This is a genomic window from Streptomyces sp. AgN23, from assembly GCF_001598115.1.
In the GTDB taxonomy this organism is placed as follows: domain Bacteria; phylum Actinomycetota; class Actinomycetes; order Streptomycetales; family Streptomycetaceae; genus Streptomyces; species Streptomyces antimycoticus.
This window is the reverse complement of sequence record NZ_CP007153.1, coordinates 7,856,277-7,881,523: the sequence shown is the minus strand read 5'-3', so window position 1 is coordinate 7,881,523 and position 25,247 is coordinate 7,856,277. Positions and strand designations below refer to the sequence as shown.

20 protein-coding genes and 2 pseudogenes are annotated in these 25,247 nt (G+C 68.8%); 10 read left to right on the top strand and 12 right to left on the bottom strand.

Features of this window, described 5'->3' with window-relative positions:
* Window positions 1-164: 164 nt before the first annotated feature.
* Entirely contained in the window at window positions 165-1,847 is a 1,683-nt protein-coding gene (locus AS97_RS34250) for an ABC transporter substrate-binding protein (RefSeq protein WP_210566209.1), read from the bottom strand.
* A gap of 235 nt (window positions 1,848-2,082) precedes the next feature.
* Here AS97_RS34250 and AS97_RS34245 point away from each other — a divergent pair, with 235 nt between their 5' ends.
* The 5 genes from AS97_RS34245 to AS97_RS34225 are packed head-to-tail and all read left to right on the top strand — an operon-like array spanning window position 2,083 to window position 6,875.
* Window positions 2,083-2,811, top strand: a complete 729-nt coding sequence (locus AS97_RS34245) for an SDR family oxidoreductase (protein WP_086706195.1) — start codon at window positions 2,083-2,085, stop codon at window positions 2,809-2,811.
* Window positions 2,812-2,861: 50 nt separating this feature from the next.
* The gene (locus tag AS97_RS34240; protein WP_236669558.1) at window positions 2,862-4,163 is read left to right on the top strand and encodes an MFS transporter; all 1,302 of its coding nucleotides are present in this window, start codon (window positions 2,862-2,864) and stop codon (window positions 4,161-4,163) included.
* 12 nt (window positions 4,164-4,175) lie between these two features.
* On the top strand, window positions 4,176-5,318 hold the full coding sequence (locus tag AS97_RS34235) for a C45 family peptidase (protein ID WP_086706199.1): 1,143 nt from the start codon (window positions 4,176-4,178) through the stop codon (window positions 5,316-5,318).
* Window positions 5,308-6,156 carry a polysaccharide deacetylase gene (locus AS97_RS34230; protein ID WP_210566208.1) on the top strand — a complete coding sequence of 283 codons (849 nt, stop codon included), beginning with the start codon at window positions 5,308-5,310 and terminating at the stop codon, window positions 6,154-6,156. The genes AS97_RS34235 and AS97_RS34230 overlap by 11 nt, the downstream gene beginning before the upstream one ends.
* A complete protein-coding gene (locus AS97_RS34225) occupies window positions 6,153-6,875 on the top strand; it encodes an SDR family oxidoreductase (RefSeq protein WP_210566207.1) in 723 nt (240 codons plus the stop codon). Before AS97_RS34230 ends, AS97_RS34225 begins: the two co-directional genes overlap by 4 nt.
* 491 nt (window positions 6,876-7,366) lie before the next feature.
* On the opposite strand, the gene AS97_RS49095 is transcribed toward AS97_RS34225, so the two are convergent.
* The 8 genes and pseudogenes from AS97_RS49095 to AS97_RS34190 form a co-directional block, all read right to left on the bottom strand.
* Window positions 7,367-7,651 carry an IS3 family transposase gene (locus tag AS97_RS49095; RefSeq protein WP_338069202.1) on the bottom strand — a complete coding sequence of 95 codons (285 nt, stop codon included), beginning with the start codon at window positions 7,649-7,651 and terminating at the stop codon, window positions 7,367-7,369.
* A gap of 539 nt (window positions 7,652-8,190) precedes the next feature.
* A complete protein-coding gene (locus AS97_RS34215; protein ID WP_210566206.1) occupies window positions 8,191-8,646 on the bottom strand; it encodes a GNAT family N-acetyltransferase in 456 nt (151 codons plus the stop codon).
* A gap of 637 nt (window positions 8,647-9,283) precedes the next feature.
* A pseudogene (locus AS97_RS47805) lies at window positions 9,284-9,382 on the bottom strand (3-oxoadipate enol-lactone hydrolase); the annotation flags it as partial.
* A gap of 92 nt (window positions 9,383-9,474) precedes the next feature.
* A complete protein-coding gene (locus AS97_RS34210) occupies window positions 9,475-10,254 on the bottom strand; it encodes an acetoin reductase (protein ID WP_059141831.1) in 780 nt (259 codons plus the stop codon).
* Window positions 10,255-10,560: 306 nt separating this feature from the next.
* Window positions 10,561-11,682 carry an acetoin dehydrogenase dihydrolipoyllysine-residue acetyltransferase subunit gene (locus AS97_RS34205; protein ID WP_059141881.1) on the bottom strand — a complete coding sequence of 374 codons (1,122 nt, stop codon included), beginning with the start codon at window positions 11,680-11,682 and terminating at the stop codon, window positions 10,561-10,563.
* 8 nt (window positions 11,683-11,690) lie between these two features.
* Window positions 11,691-12,704 carry an alpha-ketoacid dehydrogenase subunit beta gene (locus AS97_RS34200; protein WP_086706207.1) on the bottom strand — a complete coding sequence of 338 codons (1,014 nt, stop codon included), beginning with the start codon at window positions 12,702-12,704 and terminating at the stop codon, window positions 11,691-11,693.
* A gap of 21 nt (window positions 12,705-12,725) precedes the next feature.
* Window positions 12,726-13,721, bottom strand: coding sequence for a thiamine pyrophosphate-dependent dehydrogenase E1 component subunit alpha (locus AS97_RS34195; protein ID WP_125758648.1), 996 nt, complete (start codon window positions 13,719-13,721; stop codon window positions 12,726-12,728).
* Window positions 13,722-13,767: 46 nt separating this feature from the next.
* Window positions 13,768-14,808 (bottom strand): NAD(+)/NADH kinase, encoded by a 1,041-nt coding sequence (locus tag AS97_RS34190; RefSeq protein ID WP_210566205.1) that lies wholly within the window; start codon window positions 14,806-14,808, stop codon window positions 13,768-13,770.
* A 170-nt stretch (window positions 14,809-14,978) separates the two neighbouring features.
* Here AS97_RS34190 and lipA point away from each other — a divergent pair, with 170 nt between their 5' ends.
* Both lipA and AS97_RS34180 read left to right on the top strand, forming a co-directional pair.
* Complete coding sequence (gene lipA / locus AS97_RS34185) at window positions 14,979-15,917, top strand: lipoyl synthase (protein ID WP_210566204.1); 939 nt, start codon at window positions 14,979-14,981, stop codon at window positions 15,915-15,917.
* A gap of 49 nt (window positions 15,918-15,966) precedes the next feature.
* Window positions 15,967-16,213 (top strand): annotated as a pseudogene (locus tag AS97_RS34180) (dihydrolipoyl dehydrogenase); the annotation flags it as partial.
* Window positions 16,214-16,301: 88 nt separating this feature from the next.
* Here the strand turns inward: AS97_RS34180 and AS97_RS34175 are convergent.
* Both AS97_RS34175 and AS97_RS34170 read right to left on the bottom strand, forming a co-directional pair.
* The gene (locus AS97_RS34175) at window positions 16,302-17,435 is read right to left on the bottom strand and encodes a GAF domain-containing protein (RefSeq protein WP_236669559.1); all 1,134 of its coding nucleotides are present in this window, start codon (window positions 17,433-17,435) and stop codon (window positions 16,302-16,304) included.
* Window positions 17,436-17,666: 231 nt separating this feature from the next.
* Window positions 17,667-18,869: a transcriptional regulator gene (locus AS97_RS34170; RefSeq protein WP_210566203.1), complete on the bottom strand. Its 1,203-nt coding sequence runs from the start codon at window positions 18,867-18,869 to the stop codon at window positions 17,667-17,669.
* A 370-nt stretch (window positions 18,870-19,239) separates the two neighbouring features.
* On the opposite strand from AS97_RS34170, the gene AS97_RS34165 reads away from it, so the two are divergent.
* From AS97_RS34165 to AS97_RS34155, 3 genes are all read left to right on the top strand, one after another.
* On the top strand, window positions 19,240-20,406 hold the full coding sequence (locus AS97_RS34165; protein WP_210566202.1) for a hypothetical protein: 1,167 nt from the start codon (window positions 19,240-19,242) through the stop codon (window positions 20,404-20,406).
* The gene (locus AS97_RS34160) at window positions 20,403-21,461 is read left to right on the top strand and encodes a 2,3-butanediol dehydrogenase (RefSeq protein ID WP_210566201.1); all 1,059 of its coding nucleotides are present in this window, start codon (window positions 20,403-20,405) and stop codon (window positions 21,459-21,461) included. The genes AS97_RS34165 and AS97_RS34160 overlap by 4 nt, the downstream gene beginning before the upstream one ends.
* Before the next feature lie 296 nt (window positions 21,462-21,757).
* On the top strand, window positions 21,758-24,499 hold the full coding sequence (locus AS97_RS34155; protein WP_210566200.1) for a SpoIIE family protein phosphatase: 2,742 nt from the start codon (window positions 21,758-21,760) through the stop codon (window positions 24,497-24,499).
* Between the two features lie 37 nt (window positions 24,500-24,536).
* Here AS97_RS34155 and AS97_RS34150 read toward each other — a convergent pair whose 3' ends face one another.
* On the bottom strand, window positions 24,537-25,118 hold the full coding sequence (locus AS97_RS34150; RefSeq protein WP_059141824.1) for an adenylate kinase: 582 nt from the start codon (window positions 25,116-25,118) through the stop codon (window positions 24,537-24,539).
* Between the last annotated feature and the right edge of the window lie 129 nt (window positions 25,119-25,247).

Sequence of the window (25,247 nt, the reverse complement as noted above, 5' to 3'; positions counted from 1 at the left end):
GAGTAACAGTCCACCTTGATCGGATTCTTGCTGGGGCGCCAGACACGGCCGGACCGGTCACGGTTGCCGATCCATTCCTTGCGTCGCGCCCGCCCGGCGGGCCGGCTCCCCCATCCACATCCTCCTCACAGAGCAAGGTCAAGTCCCCCGGGACTACGGTCAGCTCAGTCGTGGATCAGATGGTGCCGGCCGTCTCTGATGCGGTACGCCAGGTGATGGTGCGCGGTAGACGGATCCGGGGTGTCGTCCGGACAGGCCAGGCCCCGTTGGCCTGGTCCGGAGAAGGAGTAGACGCCCGCCACTCCCCGGTAGGGGACCGTTCGCAGGTGTTCCTGGACCGCGCGGTGGTTCCACGGCCGATCCACCGAGGCCCATGCCGCCGCAAGAACCCGCACCAAGTCGTAATGGACAGCTGCCGCGCCGAGCCCCGGATCACCGCCGTAGGCGGCGCGGTAGCGCTGTGCGAACGCGGTGGCCTGGGGGGTCTCGCGCACTCCTACCACCGTGGACCACACCAGTCCCTGGGACAGCGAGCCCAGCCGTTCGGTGAAACCCGGCGCGGTGGGCGCCCAGGCTGTGTACGCCAGCGTGCGGGTGCGCAGCGCGACCGTCGCGGCGAGAAACTCCCGCAGTGCCTGCTCCGGCAAGATGGACAGGAAGACAGCGGCAGGATTGGTGTCCTCCAGGCGCCGCGCGATCACCTCCCACGGGGCGTGCTGCTCGTCCACGCTCTCCACCATCGCCAGGTTCCATCCGGCCGTCTCCACCGCTCGGGTCAGCCTGGCGGCGGACATCTCGTTGAACGTGCTGCGGCGCAGCAACAGCGCCAGCCGCCTCCCGTGCGGACACCACGCTCCCGAGTCCTCCAGAGTTCGCAGAGTGCGTAGAAAACCGTACAGATAGGCAGTCTCATCCGCACACGCCTGGAACACATGGCCCAACGCGTGCGGATCACGGTCCACGGCAGCGGCAAGTCCTGGCGCGACCATCGAGTGCACCACCGGAGCTCCTGCGCCCCCCGCACGAGCAGCCGCGGCGGGCACCGTCGCGCCGTGGAAGTTGCCCAGCAGAACGGCGTCCACCCCCGCTTCGGCCAGGGTGCCCACCGCCTCCGGCAGCACTTCCGGGGTGGCCTCCACCGCCATGGACCGCACTTCGCGCCCGGCCACCCCACCGCGCTGCTCCAGTTCCCGCAGCGCGAGCTGCGCGCCCTGGCGCATCGGCCGCTGGTCCGACCCGCCGGCCGACGCACCCGTCGGGTAGACGAGGCCCACGGTGATCGCCTGCATCGCGGGCCGGGACCGAGCCGGGATAGCCCACACCGGCGCCGAGAGCAGCTCGGCCAGGGCCGGCGGCAGCACCAGGTCCTCCGGAGGAACCGGCAGGGTGTGCGCCTGCAAGGACGTGATCATCGCGGCGACGGCCGCCCGGGACCGCAGTCCGCTCTTGCCCAGGACATGCTCGGCGTGCGTGGCGGCGGTGCGGCGCGAGCAGCCCAGCGCGGCGGCGATCTCGGGCGTGGTCAGTCCCCCTGCCATACAGGTCGCGACCTGCAGCTCCCGCCCGGTCAGCCCGAACGGCGCCGTCGCCGGCCGCGCCTCCAGGCGCACCGTCCGCGGCAGGTCGCTGGTGCTTTCCACGGTGATCCGTACGAGGGCGGGCCCATGGACGTCCAAGAACCCCACCGGCTCGCACCCGGTTCGCGCCAGCGCCCTCTGGGCGATCTCCTCCAGATGGGGCCGGGCGGCGAAGAATCCCGCGTCGGAGACGTACCGGCGACCGGCTGCGGTCATCTCCAGAATCCGGCGCTCGGGAGAAGACTCGGCGGGAAACGACTGCTCGGCCATGATGGTGTGCTCTCCCGTCCGGCGGGGACGGCACGGGGCCAAGACGTTCCTCGGCACCGTCGTCTCGCGTTCTGCTGAAGCGATCGCGATCGATTTTAGGCCACTCCCGGCGCCCCCTCAAGGAATCAGCCGCCCCCTGTATGCACACCCGGATGCCGCCGGGCATCGGGCAGATACCCGATCCCCGCCCTCGGGCCCGTGCCTACGGTGAGCCACACAGAAAGGAGGGTTCACCGTGAGTTTGCAGAACAAGGTAGCCGTGGTCACGGGGGCTGCCGGCGGGCTGGGGGCGGCTGTGGCCGATCACCTCGGTTCGGCCGGGGCCCGCGTGATCCGGGCCGACCGGTCCTTCTCCGACGACGACTGGCCGGATCGCGTCGCCCTCGATGTCGCCGACGCGGCTTCCTGGGACCGCTTCGCCGCCCGGGTCCGCGAGCAGGCCGGTCGCTTGGACATCCTGGTCAACAACGCCGGCATCAGCATGCGCACCGACGTGGTCGGCACCGCCGACGAAGACTTCGCCCGTGTCATGCGCGTCAATGTCTGGGGGGTGTGGCGCGGCATCAAGACCTTCGCCGATGACCTCACCGCCACTGGCGGCTGTGTGGTCAACGTCGGCTCCATCTACGGAGTCACCACCGCCCCGGTCTCGGACGTGTCCCCCTCGTCCGTCGCCTATCAGGCCAGCAAGGCGGCCGTGCACCAGGTCACCAAGGTCGCCGCTGTCGAACTCGCTCCACGCGGCGTGCGGGTCAACGCCGTGCTGCCCGGGGTGTTCCGGACCGGCCTACTGGCCGATCTTCCGCCCGACGAGCTCCAGGTCCGCGTCGGCGGTGCCCCGCTGGGCCGGCCCGGCGACACCGCCGAGCTGGGTCCTGTGGTGGCACTCCTGGCCGGACCGGGGGCTTCCTTCATCACCGGCGCCCTCATCCCCGTGGACGGCGGCTACCTCGCCGCCTCCTAGACCTTGCCCGCTTCCCCGCAGGTGTAAGTCCCGTTCCCTTAGGAGGCGTCGTGTCAGCATCGACGACCAAGGCAGACGCACCACCCGCAACTCTGTTCCAGCACCGCCGCGCGCTCGCCGCGAGCAGCATCGGAAATCTCATGGAGCAGTACGACAATCTTATCTACGCGTACTCGGCGACCACGCTCGGTGCGCTGTTCTTCCCCAGTGAGAACACCACCACCGGGGTGCTGTCCACCTTCGCGGTCTTCGCCGTCGGCTTCTTCGCACGGCCGCTGGGCACCGTCGTCTTCGGACACATCGGAGACCGGTTCGGCCGCCGTCCCGCCCTGGTGCTCAGCGTCGTCGTGATGGGGCTGGCCACCGCCCTGATCGGCTGTCTTCCCACCTACGACACGATCGGTGCCCTCGCCCCCGTCCTGCTGATCGTGATGCGTTTGTTCCAGGGCTTCGCGGTGGCCGGGGAATGGGCCGGTTCCGCCGCCATGCTCGTCGAGTACGCCCCGCCCGGACGGCGTGGGGTCTTCGGCAGTTTCAACCAGGTCAGCACCGCGGCGGGCTTCCTCCTGGCGGCGACCGTGGTCGCCGTGAACTCGGCGGTGTTCGACGACGACGCCATGCTCGCTCACGGCTGGAGAGTGCCGTTCCTGCTCGGCGGGGTCACTGCCGCCGTCGCCGTGCTGATGCGCATGGGCCTGGAGGAAACACCGGCCTATGTGGCGGACGACGAGGCCGAAGCCCGCCAGAACCCGCTGCGGACCGCTTTCGACCAGCAGAAGGCCGCCATGCTCCGGGGCTTCTGCTTCACCGTGGGCTGGACCGTCGCCTACTTCTTCTTCCTCACCTACCTCCCCACCTACCTGCGCACCGAGGCCGACATCGACCCAGGCATCGTGAACGCCTCCAACCTGGTCGGCACGGGAGTGCTCACCGTCTCCATCGTGCTGTTCGGTCTGTGGTCCGACCGGATCGGCCGCAAGAAGCTCCTGCTGGCCGGGTCCGGCGGCTTCGTCGTCCTGTCGCTGCCGGTGATGGCGCTGTTCGAGACGGGAAGCACCGCCGCCGTCTACACCGGGCAAATCCTCATCGCGCTGACTCTGGCGTGCTTCTCCGGGCCCGGCCCGGCCGCGCTCGCCGAGCTCTTCCCCACCTCCGTGCGCTACTCGGCGCTGGGCATCGGCTACAACTTCTCCGTCATGGCGTTCGGCGGTACGGCTGCCTTCATCGCCTCCGGCATCGTCGCCACCACCGGCGTCCCCCTCGCGGTCGCCGCGCTGCCTGCCGCAGCCGCCCTCGTCACCTTCATCACCGTCTGCACCATGCCCGAGTCGTATCGGTCCCCACTGCGCTGAAAGGCCCCGGCCATGACCACACATCCCCCCCTCGTCGCTGTCGAGGGCGACCACAAGGACATGGGTGAGCAGCTCGGCTCGCTCACCGCAGACAAGATCGCCCGCAGTCTGGACACCTACCGCGCCCGTTTCCGGGACCAGGCCGGCCTTGAGGACGCGGACATCGACCGCTGGGGACGCCGGTACTACGAGGTGGCCCTCGCATACGACCCGGACATCGCGGCCATGCTGGAGGGCATGGCCGCGGGATCGGGCCAGAGCGTGAACCACCTCGGTGCGCTCAACGCGCGTACCGAACTCCTCTACGGCACCGGATACCGCGACGAGGGCTGCACCTCGCTCGCCGTGCTGCCCGGTCACACGGCCGACGGCCACACCCTGCTCGCCCAGAACTGGGACTGGCACCCCGAACAGGCGGACGTCACCTTCCTGCTCGCCACCCGCGACCCCAGCGGGTTCACCGTGCTGTCGCTCACCGAGGCCGGCATGCTCGCCAAGAGCGGCCTGAACTCCGCAGGTCTCGGCGTCTGCGCCAACCTGCTGGTCTCCGACCGCGACACCGGTGGTGACGGCGTGCCTTACCACTTCCTGCTGCGCGGCGCCCTGAACGCACGGACCATGGCGAAGGCACACCGCAAACTGCTCCCGGTGAAGCGGATCTCCTCGGGCAACGTCATGCTCGCCGACGCCGGAGGAGAAGCTGTGGACTTCGAACTCGCCCCCGACGTCTTCAGCACCCTGCTGCCCGAGGACGGCGTCCTCGCCCACGCGAACCACTTCCTCGCCGACCTGCCGCTCACCGACCTCAAGGCCGCCACCAGCGCGCTCACCCAGCTCCGCCCCAGCCGAGTCCGCCACCTTCTCGCCCCCGCGGCGGCCGACTCCGGTGTCCGTCCCGCCGACATCGTCGCGGTGCTGCGCGACGACTGGTCGTACCCCGACGGCATCTGCCGCTACCCCGACCCGGACGAGCCGCTCGCCGACCGGATCTGCACCGTCTACTCCCTGGTGATGGACCTCGACGCGCGCACCCTGTGGATCGCCCCCGGTCCGCCCCGCGAGCATCCCTACACCCGCTGGGACCTCGACACGCTCTTCGACCACGGCGTCGAGCCCAACGCCGACTTCCTCCCGGAGGTACCCATTGACGCCTGACCGAGGAACCGTCTGCCTGACCTTCGACTTCGACGCCATCTCGCTGTGGGCCGCCCGCGGGGTCACCACCCCCGGGCCCGTCTCCCGGGGCGAGTTCGGCGCGCACGCGATACCCCGCATCCTGCGCCTGCTGAGTGCCCAGGACATCACCTCCACGTTCTTCATTCCCGGGCACACCATCGAGACCTACCCCGAGCAGTGCCGCACCGTCCACGCCGCAGGCCACGAGATCGGCCTCCACGGCTATCTGCACGAGCCCGTGTCCGCCCTGGACCGGGAAGCCGAACTGGCCGTGCTGCGCCGGTCGTCCGCCCTCATCGAGCGGCTCACAGGCGCCCCGCCCTCCGGCCACCGCACCCCCAGCTTCGACTTCACCCCGCACACCGTGAGTCTCCTGGAGGAGATCGGCGTGACCTACGACTCGTCGCTCATGGGCACCGACAGCCAGCCCTACCTGGCTCGCACCGGCGACCGACATGCCCCGGACGGACCGTACGTCTTCGGGCGTCCCAGCAGCGTCGTCGAACTGCCCGTGTCCTGGACGCTGGACGACTATCCGCACCTAGAGTTCGTCCGCACGGGCACCATGGTCATGCCGGGGCTGCAGGACCCGCACGCGATGTTCGCCCGCTTCCTCGGTGACGTTCGCTGGATGGTCCACAACGAGCCGGACGGTGTCCTCACCGTCACCCTGCACCCGCAGGCCATAGGCCGCGGGGACCGCATGCTCGCACTGGAGGAGTTCATCTCGGGCTGCCAGGATCTGGGCGTCCGCTTCGCCTCCTGTGCCGACGTCGCCCGGCAGTACGGGCCCGCTCTTCTGGCGGCGGTCCGATGAGTGGCGTGCCCGCCCGGACCCTGCTTCTGGGGGCCGACGGCGGGATCGGCCGAGCTGTCCGTGACCGCCTGGAGGCCCTCGGCTCGTCCGTCACCGGTGCCGGGCGGGACGACGTCGACCTCGCCCGCTCCGGCGTCATCGCGCCGTTCGTCCGCACCGCCTGGACCGACGCCGGTGGCTTCGACGCGCTGGTGCACTGCGCCGGGCTGTATCCGGCGCACCCTGCCCTGGACACCGGTGAGGATGTCTTCGACCGGCTGATCGCGGTGAACACGCGCTCGGCGCTGCTGGCGGGCGCCGAATTCGCCCGGCTCTGCGCGGCCGACGGCCGCGGCGGCGCCATGGTGTTCGTCTCCAGCGGCGCCGCCCGCCGAGCGCGCCCCGGCACCACCGCCTACGCCGCGTCCAAGGCGGCCCTGGAGGCCGTGGTACGGGGCCTCGCCCTGGAAACCGCACCGCTCGGCGTGCGCTGCAACGCCGTCGCGCCCGGCTTCGTCGATGTCGCCTCCCCGCTCAACCCGGTGCCGAGGGAGTACGTCGCCGCGGTATCGGCCGCCAGCCCACAGGGCCGCGTCGCGCGCGCCGTCGACATCGCACCGGCCATTACCTGGCTGCTGAGCGACGAAGCGGCCTGGATCACCGGGCAGAGCATCCCCGTCGACGGCGGTGACAGCATCGGCTCCGCCACGGCGAACTGGCTGCCCCACACCACCCGATGAGGCACCGTATGCCCAGCCCGGAACTTCGCCGACCGGGCGGGCCCCGTCACCCAAGGCAAGCCTGCCACCACGGCTGTGCCCGGCTTCGGCGCAGCAGGCTCCCCGCCGGTGCCCCGCGATCGCGACTCTCGCTGTCCTGCACCGTGAGGTCGCCGAGCATGTCGTCGGAGAAGGCGGAGTGTGCACGGTGGCTGCTGAGCGCTCAACGGACTCTCTGATCCATTTCTTGGGCTCTGTCACTGATACGGGTGCCCGACTGGTGATCATGGGGACAGCAGAATCCGGCCCTTGAGCAAGTCGAAGCTGGCCCGGCCCTACATTTGTCTTTGGGTAGTTTGGTGCGAGGGACGTTACCTTCGACGGCTCCCGACGTATGGGTGGTGGTGCTGGCGAACACGCTGGCTACCTGGACTCCGCTTCCTCCTCAGCCCCGTTAACCGTGCGGGCAACGTGCGGATTCCAGTGTCGTGGCGATGCGCTCGGCCCCAGTCTCAAGGGTCGTCAGCCAGTGAGGATTGTATTTCGGCAATTGGATGCCGAATTCTTCCTCCAATCTGGCGATCGTGCGGATGAGCTGTGAGGAAGGCGGCCCATTCGCCGCGCACCGGATGCCGCCGCGGGGCTGGGCCGAGGCCAGCGGCACGCAGGGTCCGGCGGACGCTGGCCTGACTGACGCTGTGTCCCAGGCGACGGAGTTCGCCGTGGACTCGCCGGAAGCCCCCTCGTGGGTTCTCGGCGCCGAGCCGGATGATCAGGTCGCGCAGCTCCTCGGGCATAGGCGGGCGTCCCGGCGAGGCGGGCTGCCTCCACTTGTCCTTGATCAGACGCTGAGTGCCAGGCCAGGAGGGTGCGCGGCGAGACGATGCGATGCTGGCCCAACACCCGCGGCAGGAGCCGGGCCAGGGCGGCGAGCAGCGCCCGGTCGGGCCATGTGGGCTTGGGAGCGGCGACCTGCCGACGCAGGACCGCGACCTCGTGCCGCAAGATCAGTATCTCGGCCTCCTTGGCCACGGAGGTTCGGGACAGCAGAACCAGCCACGTGAAGATCCGCGTGGCGATCAGATAGACCATTCGTACAAGCACAAGCGCCGATGGCGCCGGATCGGCCCAGCAGGCATCGCCCCAGGTCAGAGAGCATGCAGCAATTCTGAAGCGGTACGGGCATTCCTCTTACGAGGAGTCGTACGCGAAGCGCAGCCTGAAGGAAAAAGGGCTTGATCGCTTCCGGCTGTCGGACTGAGGGCTGCCGCTGTTGCTCATGGCGGACACGGCCGGCTCGTGAGGAAGCGGTCCTGGACGACGATGCCTAATCCTTTCAGGACGAAGCTTCTACCGGTGGGCGCACCATGTCACCGGGGTAACTGCAATCCCCTGACATTTCGTCGGGTTCAGGGACGTATGTAAATCCGAGCTTAAGCCACATTCCGTACAGCTCCCGGTCCCACGCAGACAAGATGATCTCTTGATCGGGCACCCGAGCAAAGAACTCATCGACCAAAGCTCGCGCCACTCCCCTTTGCCGGAATTCGGGAGAAACGTGGAGCTCATAAAGCCTGACGTAGCCAGGCTCGCCGCCTGCCGCGCGCTGCAGACTGGAGTGAAGCCATCCCATACGCACGCCTTGGTCGGGATCCTCTGCGATCAGGGCGTGCAGCGCCTCCGCCAGGGAGGCGGCCCCCTCCTGCTTCTCGACGGTGACCGTCCAGCCCTCGGTGTTGTTGCTCATCCATTTGACGTCGGCTGGATGAGCGTCACGGACCCTGATCTTCATGCTTCATAGCCTACGACTGCGCCTCTAGTGGGCATCATGGCCGTGTGAGCCTGACCAAGTGGCCGGCCTCTCGGGCAAAGTAGCAATCGAGACGCATGTGACTGTCTCGCCCCGATGCGGCGTTCGTAGTAGTTACGGGAGTACGGATCGACGCCCCCATGGACGTCACACGCGACAGCGATGCAGCCGTGGCCTGGCCACAGGCCGAGATGGCCAGTTCAGCTGCCGGTGGCCAGCCAGTCGATCCGGCCGTAACCGCTCCCGCACTCACGCGTCCCGGTCGCGCTGAGAGGAAAACGCACCCCGGTACGGACGGATAAGCAGGTGCGATCGCAAATCAGACATCCGAGAGAGTTACAGGCACACGGACTCCTTAGAGGCACCGACCGCATCGTGCGCGCCAGCGCGTTCGACCTCACGTCGAAGCCGCACCGGAGCGCTCCGGTGCGGCTTCGACGTCTCACGGATCCGGGCAGAGACCCCGCCAGGACGGACCTCGGCGGGGCCTCGCCATATCACCCGCGTATCACACAGCCATCACCAACTGGGCAGACGCTCTCGGACCAAGGGGCTCCGACCTGCAATTTCATGCCCGCAGTGGACTGGCACAGACCCTCATGGACGGTTCTTACAACCTGTGCCAGGTGGTGCCCAGGGAGGGACCCAAGATCAAGACGGGAGCCTCTTCCGGCCCGTCAAAGCAGTGTTGCAGGGTGTTCGACGGTTTCTCACTCACGCCTCGGACCCTCTCACGTATCACGAAATCTCACATGGCCCGGGGAATCCGGCGGCCCTTGACCGTGGCAGAGTGCGGACGTGATGTGCGTTTCAGCGCATCACGAGCCCCCCATCGATCAGGACGGACTGTCCGGTCATGTAATCGGAGTCAGGACCGGCCAGGTAGGACACGAACGCGGCAACGTCTTCTGGCGTCTGCACTCGGCCGAGCGGGATCCCGGCGGCGTACTGTTCGAGCGCCTGCCCCTTGTCCAGGTTCAGGTGGCCGCCGAGCCTTTCGTCGATCAGGTCCCACATGTCCGTGCCGACGATGCCAGGGCAATACGAGTTGACGGTGATGCCGTGCGGCGCGAGTTCCTTCGCGGCGGCCTGGGTCAGGCCGACCACGCCGAACTTGGTGGCCGAATAGGCGCCGAGCAGGTCGAACCCGGAGTGACCCGCGATCGACGCCGCGTTGATGATTTTCCCGCCCGTGCCCTGGGCCCGCATCTGGGCCGCGGCGGCCTGCAGGCAGTAGACGACGCCGAAGACATTGACCCGGAACAGTGCCCCAAGTTCGTCGGGCGTCACCTCTGCGAGCGGCTTGACCTGCGCGATTCCCGCGTTGGACACCATCACGTCCAGTCGCCCCAGCGCATCGGCCGTGTTCTCGACGAGTCGGACGACGGCGTCCTGGTCGCCGACGTCGGCCGGCAGTGCGACGGCTGCGCGCCCGAGTGCCTTGATCTCCTCCGCCACAGCCTGGGCACTTTCGGCGTGGACATCGTTGACGGCGATGTCCGCGCCGTCCGCGGCGAGTCGCAACGCGATCGCGCGACCGATACCCCGGCCCGCGCCGGTCACGACAACGACCTTGCCTTCGATACTCATCGTTCTCTCTTTCCTGAGCATTCGTCGCTGTCTCGGCGGTTCCGGATGGGTACGGCCGAGGGCGCGCAGGCACAGCTGGTGGCCGGCGCAGCGATCTTGTGGATGTCACCGGAACGGGGCGCCCGGCGCCCTCGCGCGCACCGTCAGGACGTTGTGTCTCATCGGGACCCGGAGGGCAGAGCGCCGGTCCAGGTCGTGTTCGCTTGGCGGTGCGCCATGTCCGAAGCTCCCTTGCCGCGGACGGCCGAGAGCGATGGGTCGGTCTGCCGGAGGCATGTCGTCCTCCGGCAGACGATGACTCGTGTCTCAGCCGTCCAGGGCCCCGGTCACCGCGTCGACCACGGCGGAGGGCTGTTCCATGTGGACCATGTGCCCGGCGTCGTCGACATAGGTGACCGGGGCTCGGCCCTCCAGTGCGGCCGCGTTGGCCGCCGGGAGCACCTGGTCCGCGCGGCCCCACACCACTCTGACCGGGCCCGTGAATTCCTGGAGCAGGCCGGCGGCGTCGATCCCGGGACGGTCGCCGTCGAGAAGCGTGCCGAGCAGGCTGTCGAGCGCCTGCTGAACGCCGTCGAGCCGCTTGAACTTCATCAGGTCGTCGGCCAGTTGGCGGGTGACGTGGCCCGGGTCGGCGAACAGCTGGGCCAGGTGCGGCCTGAGTTCCCGCCGTGACGAGGCGGAGGCGAATCCGCGCAGGTAGTCGGCGTTGATGGTGTCGCCGTAGCCGGCGGGTGCGACGAGGGTCAGCGACGCCACCTTCCCGGGTTCGCGGGCGGCTGCGGCGGTGACCACGGCTCCGCCGAGTGAGTGTCCGACCAGGTGGACGTGTTGGATGCCCCGCTCTTCGAGGAAGCCGAGCAGCGCGTCGGCGAGGGTGTCGAGGGAGCCGTCGCCGACGTCCTTGGTGGAGTCGCCGTGGCCGGGCAGGTCGATCGTGTGAACGGTGGCGCGGGCCGACAGGGGTTCCTGTACGAAGAGCCAGGAGTTCTTGTCGCCGCCGTAGCCGTGTACGAGCAGCACGGTCTCCTCCGCGGTGCCGAGGGTCGCGTAGGAGATCGTACGGCCGCTCACCCGCACGGCCCCGAGGACGGGTCCGGCGACCTCGTCGACCGCGCCGGAGTCCAGTTCCTCGCGCGCGGCGCGGGCGGCCTCGTCGATCAGTTCCTCCGGCACGTCGGCCGGAGCGATCAGCGCGATCGTGCCGCCGACGGGGATGTCCTCGTCCGTCTCGGCGGTGATCCGCCGCACGACACCCGGCCCCGGCGACTCGAGCGCCCCGGCGATCTTGTCGGTGTCGATGTCGGCCAGCTCGTCGCCCTCGGCGACCTCGTCGCCCTCGGCCACGAACCAGCTGGTGATCTTGCCACTTTTCATCGACAGGCCCCACTTGGGCATGGTGACCTTCGTGATGGCGTCTTCGATGCTCACAGGGTCCGTCACCTCTTCCAGTCCATTGTCTTCTTGACGGCGTTGGCCACCTTCTGCGCGTCCGGGATGTAGAGCTGCTCCAGGGGCTGCGCGAAGGGCACCGGAGTGTGCGGGGCGGTGACCATCTCGATCGGCGCCCGCAAGGCGCCGAACGCCTCCTGTGCCACCAGGGCCGAGATGTCGGTGGCCATGCCGCAGCGCGGGGTGGCCTCGTCGACCACGACGAGCCGGCCGGTGTTCTCGACGCTCTCGAGGATCGTGTCGCTGTCGAGGGGACTGGTGGTGCGCGGGTCGATGATCTCCGCCTGGACGCCCTGCCGCGCCAGCTCGGCCGCCGCCTCCTCGGCCACCGAGACCATGCGGCCGAGGGCGACGATGGTGACATCGTCGCCGTCGCGGACCACGTTGGCCTCACCGAACGGGATGGTGTAGCTGTCCTCGGGTACCTCTCCGGTCATGTCGTAGAGCGCCTTGTGCTCGCAGAAGATGACCGGGTCGTTGTCGCGGATGGCCTGGATGAGCAGGCCCTTGGCCTCGTACGGGTTGGAGGGCAGGACAACCTTGAGGCCCGGGATGTGGGTGAAGACCGGGTAAAGGCACTGGGAGTGCTGTGCGGCGGCGTTGAGACCGGCGCCGTACATGGTCCGCACCACCACCGGCGTGACGGCCTTGCCGCCGAACATGTAGCGGAACTTGGCGGCCTGGTTGAAGATCTGGTCGAAACAGACGCCCATGAAGTCGATGAACATCAGCTCGGCCACCGGGCGCAGGCCGCGTGTCGCGGCGCCGACCGCGGCGCCGACGAACGCCGATTCCGAGATCGGCGTGTCCAGCACCCTTCCCGGGAATCGCTCGTACAGCCCCTTGGTCACGCCGAGGACACCGCCCCATGCGTCGTCCTCACCGGGACTGCCCGCGCCGCCCGCATTGTCCTCGCCCATGATGATGACGGACGGGTCGCGCTCCATCTCCTGCCTGAGCGCCTCGTTGACCGCCTCGCGATAGCTGATCGTGCGTGCCATGACCGTGCTCCTGATTCGGGGTCAGTAGGTGACGTAGACGTCGGTGGTGAGGTCGTTCGCGGTCGGCGTCGGGGCCTGCTTGGCCTCCGTCACCGCGGCCTCGATGAGACCGGCCACGTCCCCGTCGACACCGTCCAGGGCGGCCGCGTCGAGCCGACCGGAAGCGGTGACACGCTCACGGAACTGCTTGAGGCAGTCCAGTGACGTGCGAGCCCGCGCCACCTCGTCGGCGCGATAGGTCTGCTGGTCGCCCTCGAAGTGGCCGTAGTACCGGGTGAACTTGACCTCGATGAGGGTGGGCCCTCCGCCTTCGCGGGCCCGCTCGATCGCCTCACCCGCGGCCTCGTACACCGCGAAGAAGTCGAAGCCGTCCACGATCACGCCCGGCATGCCGAACCCGACCGCACGGTCGGCGATGTTGTCGCAGGCCACCGACCAGGTGGCCGCCGTGGCCTCCGCGTAGCCGTTGTTCTCCGCCACGAAAATCGCGGGCAGGTTCCACACCGAGGCGAGGTTGAGCGCTTCCAGGGTGGTCCCCTGATTGCTCGCCCCGTCACCGAAGAAGGCCACTCCTACGCCACCGGTTCCCTGCTGCTTGGCCGCCAGAGCGGTGCCGCAGATCAGGGGCGGCCCGCCGCCGACGATGCCGTTCGCACCGAGCATCCCCTTGGACAGGTCAGCGATGTGCATCGAGCCGCCCTTGCCCCGGCAGGACCCCGTGACGCGGCCGTAGATCTCGGCCATCATCTCCTTGACGTCCACGCCCTTGGCGATGCAGTGCCCGTGGCCGCGGTGCGTGCTGGCGATCGAGTCGCGCTCGTCGAGGTGGGCACAGACCGCGGTGGCCGAGGCTTCCTCGCCCGCGTACAGGTGCACGAACCCCGGTATCTCGCCAGTGGCGAACTCGAGGTGCAGCCGCTCCTCGAATTCGCGGATGGTGCGCATGGTGCGATACGCCTCCAGCAGCGTCTTCTCGTCGAGCCCCGATATGGCCTCGGCCGGTTGAGTGGGTGTCATCGTTGACGGTCCTTTCTTCACGGGCTCTTGTTCGGTCCGGTCGTCCTCAGACCTCGGTGCGATCGCTGCGGAACAGGCCGACTCGTGCCGCCTGGCTCAGCACGGCGGTGACGTCGACACAGAGCGGCCCGTCCGCCCTCAGCCGCACCTCGGCACCCGTCGTGCCGGTCAGTTCCAGTTCGCGCTCGCCGTCGAAGGCCACCACGCCGCGGGTGGTGCTGATCTCCACCCGCTCGCCGGTGCGCAGCGGCCGCCAGGCGGCCACCCCGACGGGGAGCACCAGGCCCGGGGCGATCGGCGCGTTGACCACGGTGGGTGCTTGCTCCACCGGGCACAGACGCACCGCGACGCCCTCGGGCTTGTCCCGCGGGGTGGGGCAGAGCAGCCCCGCGATGGAGGACAGGCCGGTCGCGTCCGGCTCGGCGAAGGCGCAGTACAGCTCGGTGAGGGCGTCGGGATGCCATAGTGCGCGGGAGCCGACATAGGGCGCGGTCGACACCGCGACGTCGACCAGCCCCAGCTCGGTCCGCTCCCCGGTGCGTACCTCCAGTGCGTGAGCCCGGCCGGTGGCGATGGCGTGGTCGACGGCGCCGGTGGCCACCAGTCCGGCCGCCAGGCCGGCGACTGTGGCCTCGCGCATCTGAGGGAAGGCGTTGTTGGTACCGGTGGACAGTGACAACAACGGCACGTCGTACCCGGGTCCGGCGAGCAACGCCGCCGTGGCCACCCGCGCGGTTCCGTCGCCACCGAGGCAGATGATCACCTTCGCGCCGGCCTCGACCATGCGGCGGACCGCGTTGGCCGTGTCCTGGGCGCTGTCGGTGACGGCATCGTCATCGACGAAGCGGACGTGCGGCCATGGCGTCCTCTTCGCCGGCCGGTTCCGCACACCCCTCAGTACGGCCGCGGAGATCCCTCCGAGATCGACGGATACCAGCACCGTCTCGACGCCGACCGCGCCCAGCGCCGTGAGCATGCGCTGCACCATGTTGGCCTTCTCGGCTGTCGGGAAAACCGACGCGCCGGATACCAGCCGCCGGATGTCCCGGCCGGAGGCAGGGTTGGCCACAATGCCCACCGCAGTCATGCCTCAGCGCCTTTCACGATCCGATGTGCGACCGGCGTCCTCCGGCCACGGAGGTCATGGGACTGCGGAAACGGCTCAGCGGGACAGGGTTGCAGAGAATTGCAGACAGCGGTGGACGCAATCGGGCGCAACGTCTTGTGCGTGTGGCGCGGTGATCCGACCGTGGGCCGATGACACATGTGCAACCGGACGGTCGACGGCTCCTGCGGCTGGAAGTCCGCAATAGCGCGGTCCCGATCGAGCGAAAGCCTCCCTGGATCAGGGCCCGCATACGGACGGGAACGGAATTCACCAAGCTGCAGGAGCTCGTGCGTCACGAGCGACTGCACACCGTGTGCGAAGAGGCGGCCTGTCCGAACATCTTCGAGTGCTGGGAAGATCGGGAGGCCACCTTCCTGATCGGCGGGGATCGGTGCACCCGCCGGTGCGATTTCTGCCAGATCGACACGGGGAAACCGGCCGGCCTGGACACTGCGGAGCCGCTGCGCGTCGCCGAGTCGGTACGCGCGATGAACCTTCGATACGCCACCGTCACCGGCGTGGCACGGGACGACCTGCCCGATGGCGGTGTGTGGTTGTACGCGGAGACGGTGCGACAAATCCACCGGCACAACCCGGGCACCGCGGTCGAGGTGCTGATCCCGGACTTCAACGGCGCAGCGGATGTCCTCGACGAGGTATTCGGCACATGTCCACAGGTGCTGGCGCACAACGTGGAGACCGTGCCGAGGATCTTCCGGCGGGTCCGTCCCGGTTTCGACTACCGGCGCTCGCTCGGCGTGCTGGCACGGGCGCGGGAGGCCGGGCTGGTGACCAAATCAAATCTGATCCTGGGGCTGGGCGAAACCGGCGAAGAGGTCGTGGAGACACTGCGCGACCTTCACGCGGCGGGATGCCGCCTGCTGACCATCACCCAGTACCTTCGGCCGTCGGTGCGGCACCACCGGGTCGCGCGGTGGGTACCGCCGGAAGAGTTCGATCAACTCCGCGACCGCGCACTTGAGATCGGGTTCGCGGGGGTGATGGCCGGCCCGCTGGTGCGCTCCTCCTACCGGGCCGGACGGCTCTACCGGCAGACACAGGAAGCCGGACCAGGAGAAGCGACGTGACCACTGCCGACCTGGTGATCCCGGTGGCGGATCAGGCGGCTACGCCGCGGCCTTGATCCTCAAGACATCAGGGGCAGTCAAGCTGGTCAAAGCGCCCGACGGGCGCGTGGTCGGCCCGCACATGGTCGGCGACCGTGTCGGGAAGCTGGTCGGCGAGGCCCAGCTGATCTACAACCTGGGGCTCCTGCCCGAACAGATCACACCGCTCGCTCATCCACGCGCACCCGACCCGGTCCGAGGCCCTGGGCGAAGCGCACCTCGCCCTCGCCGGTGAACCGCCGCACGCACACGGCTGAACCAGCGGTCCATTCGGCCCGGGAAGAGAGCGGGGCCGGACGTCGCGTCCGCCCCGCTGTTCTGGCGCCGCCCCGGTTGTGGACTGCGTCAGTCGAGCAGGGCGCTGTGCAGCCGTGCTGCCGCGACCCCGCGGCGCGCATCGTCCGGTGCCAGGAGCCGCAGCGCGTGCTGGTGCACGGTGGCGTCGTGGAGTGCGTGCTCGCCGTACCGCAAGGCGTGATCCGCACAGTCACTGGCCAGGACCGCGGTGCGCACGCTCACCTCCAGGTGGTGTCGCCACTGCACGATCCCGGGCGCGCACGACTCCGGCAGCAGCGGGCCCCGGTAGAGGCGCACGGCCGTGGCCGTGTCGCCGGCGTCCAAGGCGGTCTGCAGATCCGTCGCGTCGCAGGCGATCGGGCTGCTGAGCGTGTACCGCCGGTTGGTGATCCCACCGCCGATGCCGCTGCGCAGGTGTGACACCTCGGCCTTGAGCGTTGCCGCGCTGACCGGGCGGTCCCCGTACAGGGCGTCGCGCAACCGATCGGGGGTGAATCCCTTCGGGTCCAGTGCGAGCAGCGTCAGGATCTCCAACTGCCTGGGGCGTATGCGCGCCGGCTGACCGTCACGCGACACTTCCGCCGTGCCGAGGCAGTTCAGTTCGATGCCCGCGGCAGCCGTGGGCATCGAACCGGCCAGCCTCGTTTCGATGGTGGTGGCCAGCGTGCGGACCGTGGACATGGCCAGCGGGTGCGCGCGGTTCCAGACGGTGGACAGGTCGAGGACGCCGAGCCGCCGGCCACGAGGGTCGTGGATCGGTGCGCAGTAGCACACCCAGCCGTGCAGTGCGGCGACCAGATGCTCAGCCGAGAACACCGTGCTCGGACGCCCGCTGCGCAGTGCGAGCGACAGTGCGTTGGTGCCCATGTGCGGCTCGTCCCACCTGGCGCCGGGCGCGAAGTTCACCCGTTCCGCACGCCGCCGCATCACCCGCCCGCCGCACGACCACAGGATCGTGCCGGATTCGTCGGTGACGGCGGCGACGTAGCCGGCGTCATCGGCAATGGTGCGCAGCTCGTCGGCCAGTTGCAGCACTGGCCCCCGCAACGGTGAGGTGGACCACTGCGCGCGCACGTCAGCGTCGTTGGCCGTGGGCGCGCTGTCCTGGGCCGGGTCAACGGTGCGCAGTGACCGCATCCACGACTGGGCCACTTCGGCGCGCGGCTCGGGCGCTCCTGCCACAGCCCACAGGACGGAAGCCCGGGTCGGCACTCGCCGGGCCCAGGCTCGTTCCACAGCAGCCCGCTGGCGTCGGAGGGCGCTTTCCTGTGCCATGACGTGAACCTCGCTGTTCTGCTGCCGTCGCCGCACTGCTCCGTCATCCGCACAACGGCGTGTCCGCGCCGCTTCGCATCGCGCTGGGCCCCCGACCGCGGAGTTTGTCCGGGTCTCGCCGTTTCTCCCCCGGTGAGGTCACGATCCCCTGTGCGCGTTCTGGGTAAGGGTCAGTTGGACGCCGTCGGTGAGGCGGTAGGGCCGGGTCGCCACAATCCCGCCGAGCTGGCGGCGAAGACGCGACACCTCGGCCCGCGCCGCGACGAGGTGACCCGCATCGCCGAACAGAGCCTGGCTGAGCGCTTCGGCGGACATGCCGGCGGGACCCGCACGATGCAGGAGCGCGAGTATTTCGGCGTGCCGTTTCGTGATGAGCCGGCGCCATCCCGTGTCACCGGCTTGCACCTGCAGCAACGGTGTGCTGGACAGGTCGAGTTCGAGCAGCACCTGCCGTCCGCGGCCGAACGGCCGGACGAGCCAGCCGTTCGGCAGACGCTCGGGCACGCAGGCACCATAGCCGGGCACGGCAAGGGTCTGCCGGGCGGCCGGCGCGGGAATCCGTGCGCCCACGGCGACGCCGGAGCTGTGGGCAACCCACCCATGATCGTCGACCACGAGTGTCGGGCCCGAAGTGGCGGCCAGAAGTGGTTCGGCCGACTGCCGAAGCCGCTCAAGATGCTCCTGGTGACACCGCCAGATCTGGACCTCCATGAGGCGGCGCCCGGTTTCGGCCAACGCACCGATCGCCGGGTGCAGCGTGAGGGCAGGGCCGCTGATATCGATGATGCCCAGCAGATCCCCGGTGCGGGGGTCGTGGACCGGGCAGGCGGTGCAGTACCAGGCGTGCTGGTCCTGCTCGAAGTGTTCCCCGGAGAGCAACTCCACCGGTGCGACCTCGGCGAGCGCGGTGCCGATCGCGTTGGTGCCCACCTGCGCCTCCGTCCAGACCGCGCCCTCGGTGAAACCGAGCGCGTCGGCACGGCGCCGCGCCGATGACGCACCCGCCCGCCAGAGGATGACGCCATCCGCGTCCGCGACCACCAGCAGCATGTGCGAGGCATCCGGATTCGCCGCGAATATCTGTATGAATTCCCGGACGGCGCTCCGCATGGGTGACGCGTTCCGCCGGTGTGCGATCTCTTCTTCGGTCACCGAAACGCGCGGGTTCCCGCCCTGCACCGCGAGCCCCATCCCCAGCATGCGCGTCCAGGACCGGGAGACGAGGGGGCGGGGCGCCAGAGGGGGGCGGCTTCCGCCGATGACGGCTTCATGCATCCGGACCAGGTCCCGGGCGTAATCGGGCAAGCTTCGGCCCTGAGGGATCGCACTGTGCATGCTCATGACCACCGCACCTCCCGCACCTTCGCGCCAGTCGGGGGGAGCGTATCCGCCGTATGAACCAAGCGCTACCGCCGTGCGACAACTCCATGCAATTGCGTGCAACCCTGTCCGGCCTGTCCGGCAGGGCGTGTAATCAGCGCGACTGCGCGGTGATCCGCGACTCCGCGAAGGCGACCGCGGAGGATTCCGATGGTCTTTGCAATGAAGGTGCGTCCCTCGGAGGGCACGGCACCCGCGTACGGCCGGCAGCGGGCGCAAGAGCTCTTGTTACTCCCTCGGGCGGGAGTTTTGCGGCGCACCGGGTCCTTCCTCTTTCGCTCATAGAAAGCTCGGTGCGACCATGTCCGAGTCCCTTCCCACCAGACGAGCCGTGAGTTGGCTGATGCACGGCATCGGCAATCTGGCCGTCGTGCTTGTCATCACGTTCGGCGGCTGGTACCTGCTCGCCGACCCGCATGTGAGCCCATTCGACCTCTACCCGCTACCCTTCAACGCCGCCTTGTTCTGGGCGTTGCTGTTCGTCGTCTGGTCGGGATTCAACCTCGAGTTCTTCGGATTCGATCGACTCCGCCAGCCGCTCAGGGGAGCAGCGATAACGGCATCAACCGCGGCGTTCGCGACGGGGGTCACCTACGCGTTCGCAGTGGGTTTCGGGCACCTCAACGCCGATTTCACGGCCTCGCGGGAAGGCGGTCTCGGCTACTTCACCGCCGCACTCTTCGTGCTTTTCGCCTTCTCGACCTGGGTGCTCGCGGTGGTAAACTGGTCGCACTGGCCATGGGCAGACCTGGGCCTGAAGCAGCCCCTCGTCGGGTTGTGTGAGATCGCGTTCCTCATGCTGCCGACCGTCATCCTCTATTCGGTTCTGGGACTTCCGGCGGTGTCGAGCAAGACTCCCGGCGCACCGATACTCGGCCTGAATACACTCCTCGGCTGGTACTACTCGATCATTGTCGCCGTCGTCGTGACTGGATTGACGATGGAGAACTGGCCCTGGCGTCAGGCGACCGGGCGCGGACGTACCGCGTTCTTCTCCCTCGTCGGGAACGTCGGGCTTGGCAGTGTCTTGTATTTCGCGCTCCTGGGAATCTGCAAGCTGATCATCGGGCCCGACACGGTGGCAGCACTCGGCGACGCCATTCATCAATTCCCTGCTCAACTCGGCGTCTGCTGGGTCGCGTGGATGATCGCTTGGGCCAATGCCTTCGGCAACAAGCCCACGCATCTCGGCCGCACCGCCAACCTGGCAGCGCGCCTCGCCATCACCTTGACGCTTGGCATCTTGACCTTTATCACCTACTACCGGTTCGCGGCGGGCACGCTGCTGCACGAACCGGTAGTAGCCGGAAACCTGCACGGCAATGCGCTCGGGTTCATGGACTGGTTCGCCCTCGTGACGCTGCTGTACGTCGTCGGGTTCGACTCCTATGGCCTGCCGAAACCGGCTGAGAAAACGACTGACCCGGCTACCGCCGCAAAGGCGCCCACCGCTGTACCACGGCAAGAGCTATCCACCAGCAAGGGAGCTGAGAAATGAAGGCAGCACGCTTCTACGGTCCGGGCGATATCCGGATCGACAACGTCACGGAACCGGCGACACGGCCGGGGACCGTCAAGGTCGAGGTCGAATGGTGCGGCATCTGCGGTACCGACCTCCACGAGTACCTCGAAGGGCCCATCTTCGCACCGGCCGAAGGCGCGCCACACCCCCTCACGGACGAGACCGTTCCCATCACTCTCGGTCACGAGTTCGCGGGAGTGGTCCGGGAACTTGGTGACGGCGTCAACGACCTGCGGGTAGGAGACCGGGTCGTCGTCGAGCCCTACCTCGTATGCGGTCGCTGCGACCCCTGTCAGCGCGGCATGTACAACGTCTGCCAGTCGCTGGGATTCGTCGGCCTCTCCGGTGGAGGAGGCGGATTCTCACAGTTCGTCGTCGCGGAGAGGCGCTGGATCCATCCGCTCGGCGAGCTCGGCACCGATGTGGGCGCGCTCATCGAGCCACTCGCGGTCGCCTACCACGCCGTACGGTTGTCCGGCGCCCGCCCGGGCGGCACTGCCATCGTGTTCGGCGCGGGACCGATCGGCCTGGTGACCACGGCCGTTCTGCGCGCGGTCGGCACCGAGTCGATCATCGTTGTGGAGCCGGCGGACGTACGCAAGACCAAAGCCGTCGCGGCCGGCGCGGACCACGTGCTCGATCCCACCACTACGGACATCGCCACGGCGGTGTCGGAACTGACCGAGGGCCGCAACGCCGATGTGACCTTCGAGTGCGCCGGCATCGACGCGGTCCTCAAATCCGCGATCCTCTCCACGCGCGCGGGCGGCACCTGCGTGAACGTCGCCATCTGGGGACACGAGGCCAGGGTCGCACTGAACGATCTGGTGTTCCGCGAGGTGAAGGTGCTCGGCAGCCTCGCCTACGCGAACGACCACCCGGCGACCATCGCGTTGGTCGCGAGCGGCCGGGTCGACCCGTTCCAGTTCATCACCGGCCGAATCGGTCTCGACGACATCGTCACGAGCGGCTTCGACGAACTGGTGAACAACAAGGAGGAGAACGTCAAGATCCTGGTACAGCCGCGGTGACGGACGACCGGATCCGCACCCAGGCCATGAGCCGGTGCCCCCGTCACGCACGTCGCAGGGGAATCGGTCGCTGGGCGCATCCGGGGCCGTAATCACGTTGTGCTCGCCCACCTCCCGCAGCCCGATCCGGCCAGAGATCGCCGCCCTGCTGGAGCCCCCCGGTACCCCCTCAGCACATTTCTCGCGAAATGTACTCTTTACACAGAAAGCGCACCAAAGTTACAGTGGCGCCTGTGGGGGGTTCGGCGAGGAGGTAGTCGGGGGTGGTCGAGTACTGGGCACGGCGAAACGATCCGATGGCACGGGCGCGCGAGCGCTTCGCCTCGGGTGACCTTGTCGAGGAAGGCGTGCGGGCGCCGATCTTGCAGTCGTGGCAGCGCTGCCGTGACCTCGGGCTCCGCCCGGACCGTTTCGAGCTGCCCTACGACGCGAACCTCGATCTGGAGTCCCCCCTGGTCCGTGCGGCCCTGCCCGTCCTGGACCACGTCGAGGCGACTTTCCTGGACACCCAGGTGAGCCTGATCATCACGGACGGTGACGGAACGGTGCTCGTCCGGCGCACCGGAGACCGCTCACTTGACCAGCTCCTCGACGACATCCAGCTCCTCCCTGGTTTCCGGTACGCCGAGCGGCTGGCGGGCACCTGCGGCCTGGGGACCGCACTCGCCGAACGCAGGCTGCATCACGTGCGAGGGTCGGAGCACTTCGCGGAGTGCCTGCAGGCGTTCGCGTGCTTCGCCGCTCCCGTGCTCAACCCGCTCAGCGGCCGCATCGACGGCGCTGTCAACCTCACGTGCCGGGCGTCGGACGCGCGTCCGATGATGGAAACTTTCATACAGAAAGCGCGCAACTCCATCGAGCGGCAGATCCTCGACACCTGCTCGCAGCGGGAACGCGCCGTGCTTCAGGCATACCTGCAGGCCAAGCGTCGTGGCTGCACGGCCGTCGCGGTCACGGGCGACGGCTTGGAGGGGGCGGACGCGCTGGGCGACAGCGGACTGAGCCGGCGGGACCAGGGGATCCTGCGGGAAAAGGCCACTGAGCTGCTCTCCTTCGGCGTGGTCGCCACCGCCGAGGTCATCCTGTCCACCGGGCGGACAGCGATGCTGCTGTGCCGGCCGGTGACAACCCCTTCGGGAATCAGCGGAGCCGCCGTCGAGGCACTCCTGCCTCCCGCATCCGGACACAGCACCCGGCTTCCGCCCCTCGCGGAGCAGGAATCGGCCGAGCCCGCGCTCTGGAGTCCACAGCGCCCCGGACCCGAGCCCGCCGGAACGCCCAAGTCATCCGAGGCCGCCGAGACACCGGGACCGGGCCGCGGCGAAGCAGGGCATCTGCTTCTCGTCGGGGAGCCGACGGTGGGTCGATTCGCCATGCAGACGCGGCGGCGACTGCAATTGCTGAGCGAAGGCGGCGTGCGCATCGGCACCACCCTGGACATCGCTCGAACCGCTGCGGAACTGGCTGACGTGGCGGTGCCGCAACTCGCCGACTTCGTCACAGTGGATCTGCTGCAGTCGGTGCTGAGCTGGGAAGAAGCGGCCAAGGCCGGCGGTCCACTGCGCCGCATGGCCGTGGGCAGTATCCGGGCCGACTGCCCCTTCTACCACCTGGACACACAGTTCGAGTTCGTGCCGGCGACTCCCCAGGGGCGATGCCTCACCACTGGGCAGTCGATCCTCGAACCGGACCTCACCCTCGCCCCCGGCTGGCTGGCCCAGGATCCGGTCCGCGGCGAGAAGCTGCTTGTCGGGCAGGGCATCCACTCCCTGATGACGGTCCCTCTTCGGTCCTCGGGCACCGTTTTGGGCCTGGTCACGTTCTACCGATCGGAGAAACCGGACCCGTTCGAGAACGACGACCTGTCGCTCGCGGAGGAGCTCGTCGCCCACGCCGCAGTCTGCATCGACAATGCTCGACGCTACACCCGCGAACACGCCATGGCCGTTGCCCTGCAGCGCAGCCTGCTCCCCCAAGGTCTCCCCCAGCAGGGCGCGGTGGAGGCCGCGTACCGCTACCTGCCCGCGCTCGAAGGCGTCAGCGGCGACTGGTTCGACGTCATCCCGCTGTCCGGTGCCCGGGTCGCCCTGGTCGTCGGCGACGTCGTCGGCCACGGCATCCAGGCCGCCGCCACCATGGGCCGGCTCCGCACCGCCATCCACAACTTCGCCGCCCTGGACCTGCCCCCGGACGAACTGCTCACCCAGCTCGACGACTTGGTCATCCGCCTCGACAACGACGCGCTCACATCCGGCGGCGGCCACGGCATCACCGGCAGCAGCTGCCTGTACGCCATCTACGATCCCAGCTCGGGCCAGTGCAGGATGGCCCGCGCCGGCCATCCCCCTCCCGCCCTGGTCACCCCCGACGGACACGTCACTCTCGCCGAACTGCCCCCCGGACCGCCTCTGGGCCTTGGCGGGCTGCCCTTCCAAGTGGCCGAACGCGAACTGCCCACCGGCAGCCAACTGGTGCTCTACAGCGACGGCCTGCTCCAGGACCACCGCCGTGACATCGACGCCGGAGTCGAGCGCCTGAGCCAGGCCCTGGCCCACCCGCAGCGGCCGCCGGAAGCGACCTGTCAGGCAGTCATGGACGCCATGCTCCCCATTCGTCCGCAGGACGATGTCACCCTGCTCGTCGCCCGCACCCGCAGACTCGACACGCGCCAGATCGCAGCCTGGGAGCTGCCTTCCGCCCCGGAAATCGTCTCCACCACGCGCACCGCCGTCACCCGGCAACTGGCCGACTGGGACCTGGAAGAGCTGCAGTTCACCACGGAACTGATCCTCAGCGAACTGATCACCAACGCCATTCGCTACGCGACCGGCCCCCTGCGCGTACGCATGCTCCGTGCCGATAGCCTGATCTGCGAAGTCTCCGACGCCAGCAGCACCTCCCCCCACCTACGCCATGCCGCCACCACCGACGAAGGCGGACGCGGCCTGTTCCTGGTGGCCCAGCTCGCCCAGCGCTGGGGCACCCGGTACACCGCCAACGGCAAAATCATCTGGGCCGAGCAGGACATCCCGTCCTGAATGGCCATGGAGCGGGCTGACTCCGTCGACGGGGCCCTCAAAGGCCCTGCGGAAGCTCGGATTCTTGGTCGGACGGCTCCGCGAGAGCCGCCAAGGCCCTGTCGGCGACCTCCTCGACGGTCCCGACGGCGCGCACGGTCACCGTGATGTCCGCGTAGTGGGCGAGGAGAGAGGCCGTCTGTCGACGGTAGACCCGCTGGCGATGCCGGATGATCTCCTCGGTGTCGTCGGACCGGCCGCGGCCGCGCAGACGTTCCACCACGACGTCTTCGGGAGCGTCCAACTCGAGGACGGCGTCCAGGTCCGCTCCGGTACGGGCCAGGATGGTGGCGAGCACCCGCGCCTGCTCGATGGTGCGGGGGAAGCCGTCGAGCAGGAAGCCACGCCGGGCATCAGGTTCCTCCAGGCGTCGGCGGACCATGCCGCCAGTGACGTGGTCGGGGACGAGTTCGCCCGCGTCCAGGTATCGCCGGGCCTGCTGCCCCAGTCGCGTCCCGCGGGTCACGTTCTCCCTGAACAGATCCCCGGTGGAGATGTGCGGGATGCCGAACCGGCTGCCGAGAAGTGCGGCCTGGGTGCCCTTTCCCGCTCCGGGAGGGCCGATGAGGACGAGTCGCATCAGGGGGTGCGCCTTCCAGTCGTCGCCCTGTGCGGGGCGGGGTGATGAGTACGTCGAGGGACGGGGGCCGTGTCGGTTGGCCTCGCCCGGGGGTCGGGCGGCACAGCGCGGTCCTGCGGACTGATCGGT

Coding starts and splice junctions, on each gene's coding strand:
- AS97_RS34250 (WP_210566209.1), bottom strand. CDS start 1,847: ATGGCCGAGCAGTCGTTTCCCGCCGAGTCTTCTCCCGAGCGCCGGATT.
- AS97_RS34235 (WP_086706199.1), top strand. CDS start 4,176: ATGACCACACATCCCCCCCTCGTCGCTGTCGAGGGCGACCACAAGGAC.
- AS97_RS34225 (WP_210566207.1), top strand. CDS start 6,153: ATGAGTGGCGTGCCCGCCCGGACCCTGCTTCTGGGGGCCGACGGCGGG.
- AS97_RS49095 (WP_338069202.1), bottom strand. CDS start 7,651: ATGCCCGAGGAGCTGCGCGACCTGATCATCCGGCTCGGCGCCGAGAAC.
- AS97_RS34215 (WP_210566206.1), bottom strand. CDS start 8,646: ATGAAGATCAGGGTCCGTGACGCTCATCCAGCCGACGTCAAATGGATG.
- AS97_RS34210 (WP_059141831.1), bottom strand. CDS start 10,254: ATGAGTATCGAAGGCAAGGTCGTTGTCGTGACCGGCGCGGGCCGGGGT.
- AS97_RS34200 (WP_086706207.1), bottom strand. CDS start 12,704: ATGGCACGCACGATCAGCTATCGCGAGGCGGTCAACGAGGCGCTCAGG.
- AS97_RS34195 (WP_125758648.1), bottom strand. CDS start 13,721: ATGACACCCACTCAACCGGCCGAGGCCATATCGGGGCTCGACGAGAAG.
- AS97_RS34190 (WP_210566205.1), bottom strand. CDS start 14,808: ATGACTGCGGTGGGCATTGTGGCCAACCCTGCCTCCGGCCGGGACATC.
- lipA (WP_210566204.1), top strand. CDS start 14,979: ATGACACATGTGCAACCGGACGGTCGACGGCTCCTGCGGCTGGAAGTC.
- AS97_RS34170 (WP_210566203.1), bottom strand. CDS start 18,869: ATGAGCATGCACAGTGCGATCCCTCAGGGCCGAAGCTTGCCCGATTAC.
- AS97_RS34160 (WP_210566201.1), top strand. CDS start 20,403: ATGAAGGCAGCACGCTTCTACGGTCCGGGCGATATCCGGATCGACAAC.
- AS97_RS34155 (WP_210566200.1), top strand. CDS start 21,758: ATGGCACGGGCGCGCGAGCGCTTCGCCTCGGGTGACCTTGTCGAGGAA.
- AS97_RS34150 (WP_059141824.1), bottom strand. CDS start 25,118: ATGCGACTCGTCCTCATCGGCCCTCCCGGAGCGGGAAAGGGCACCCAG.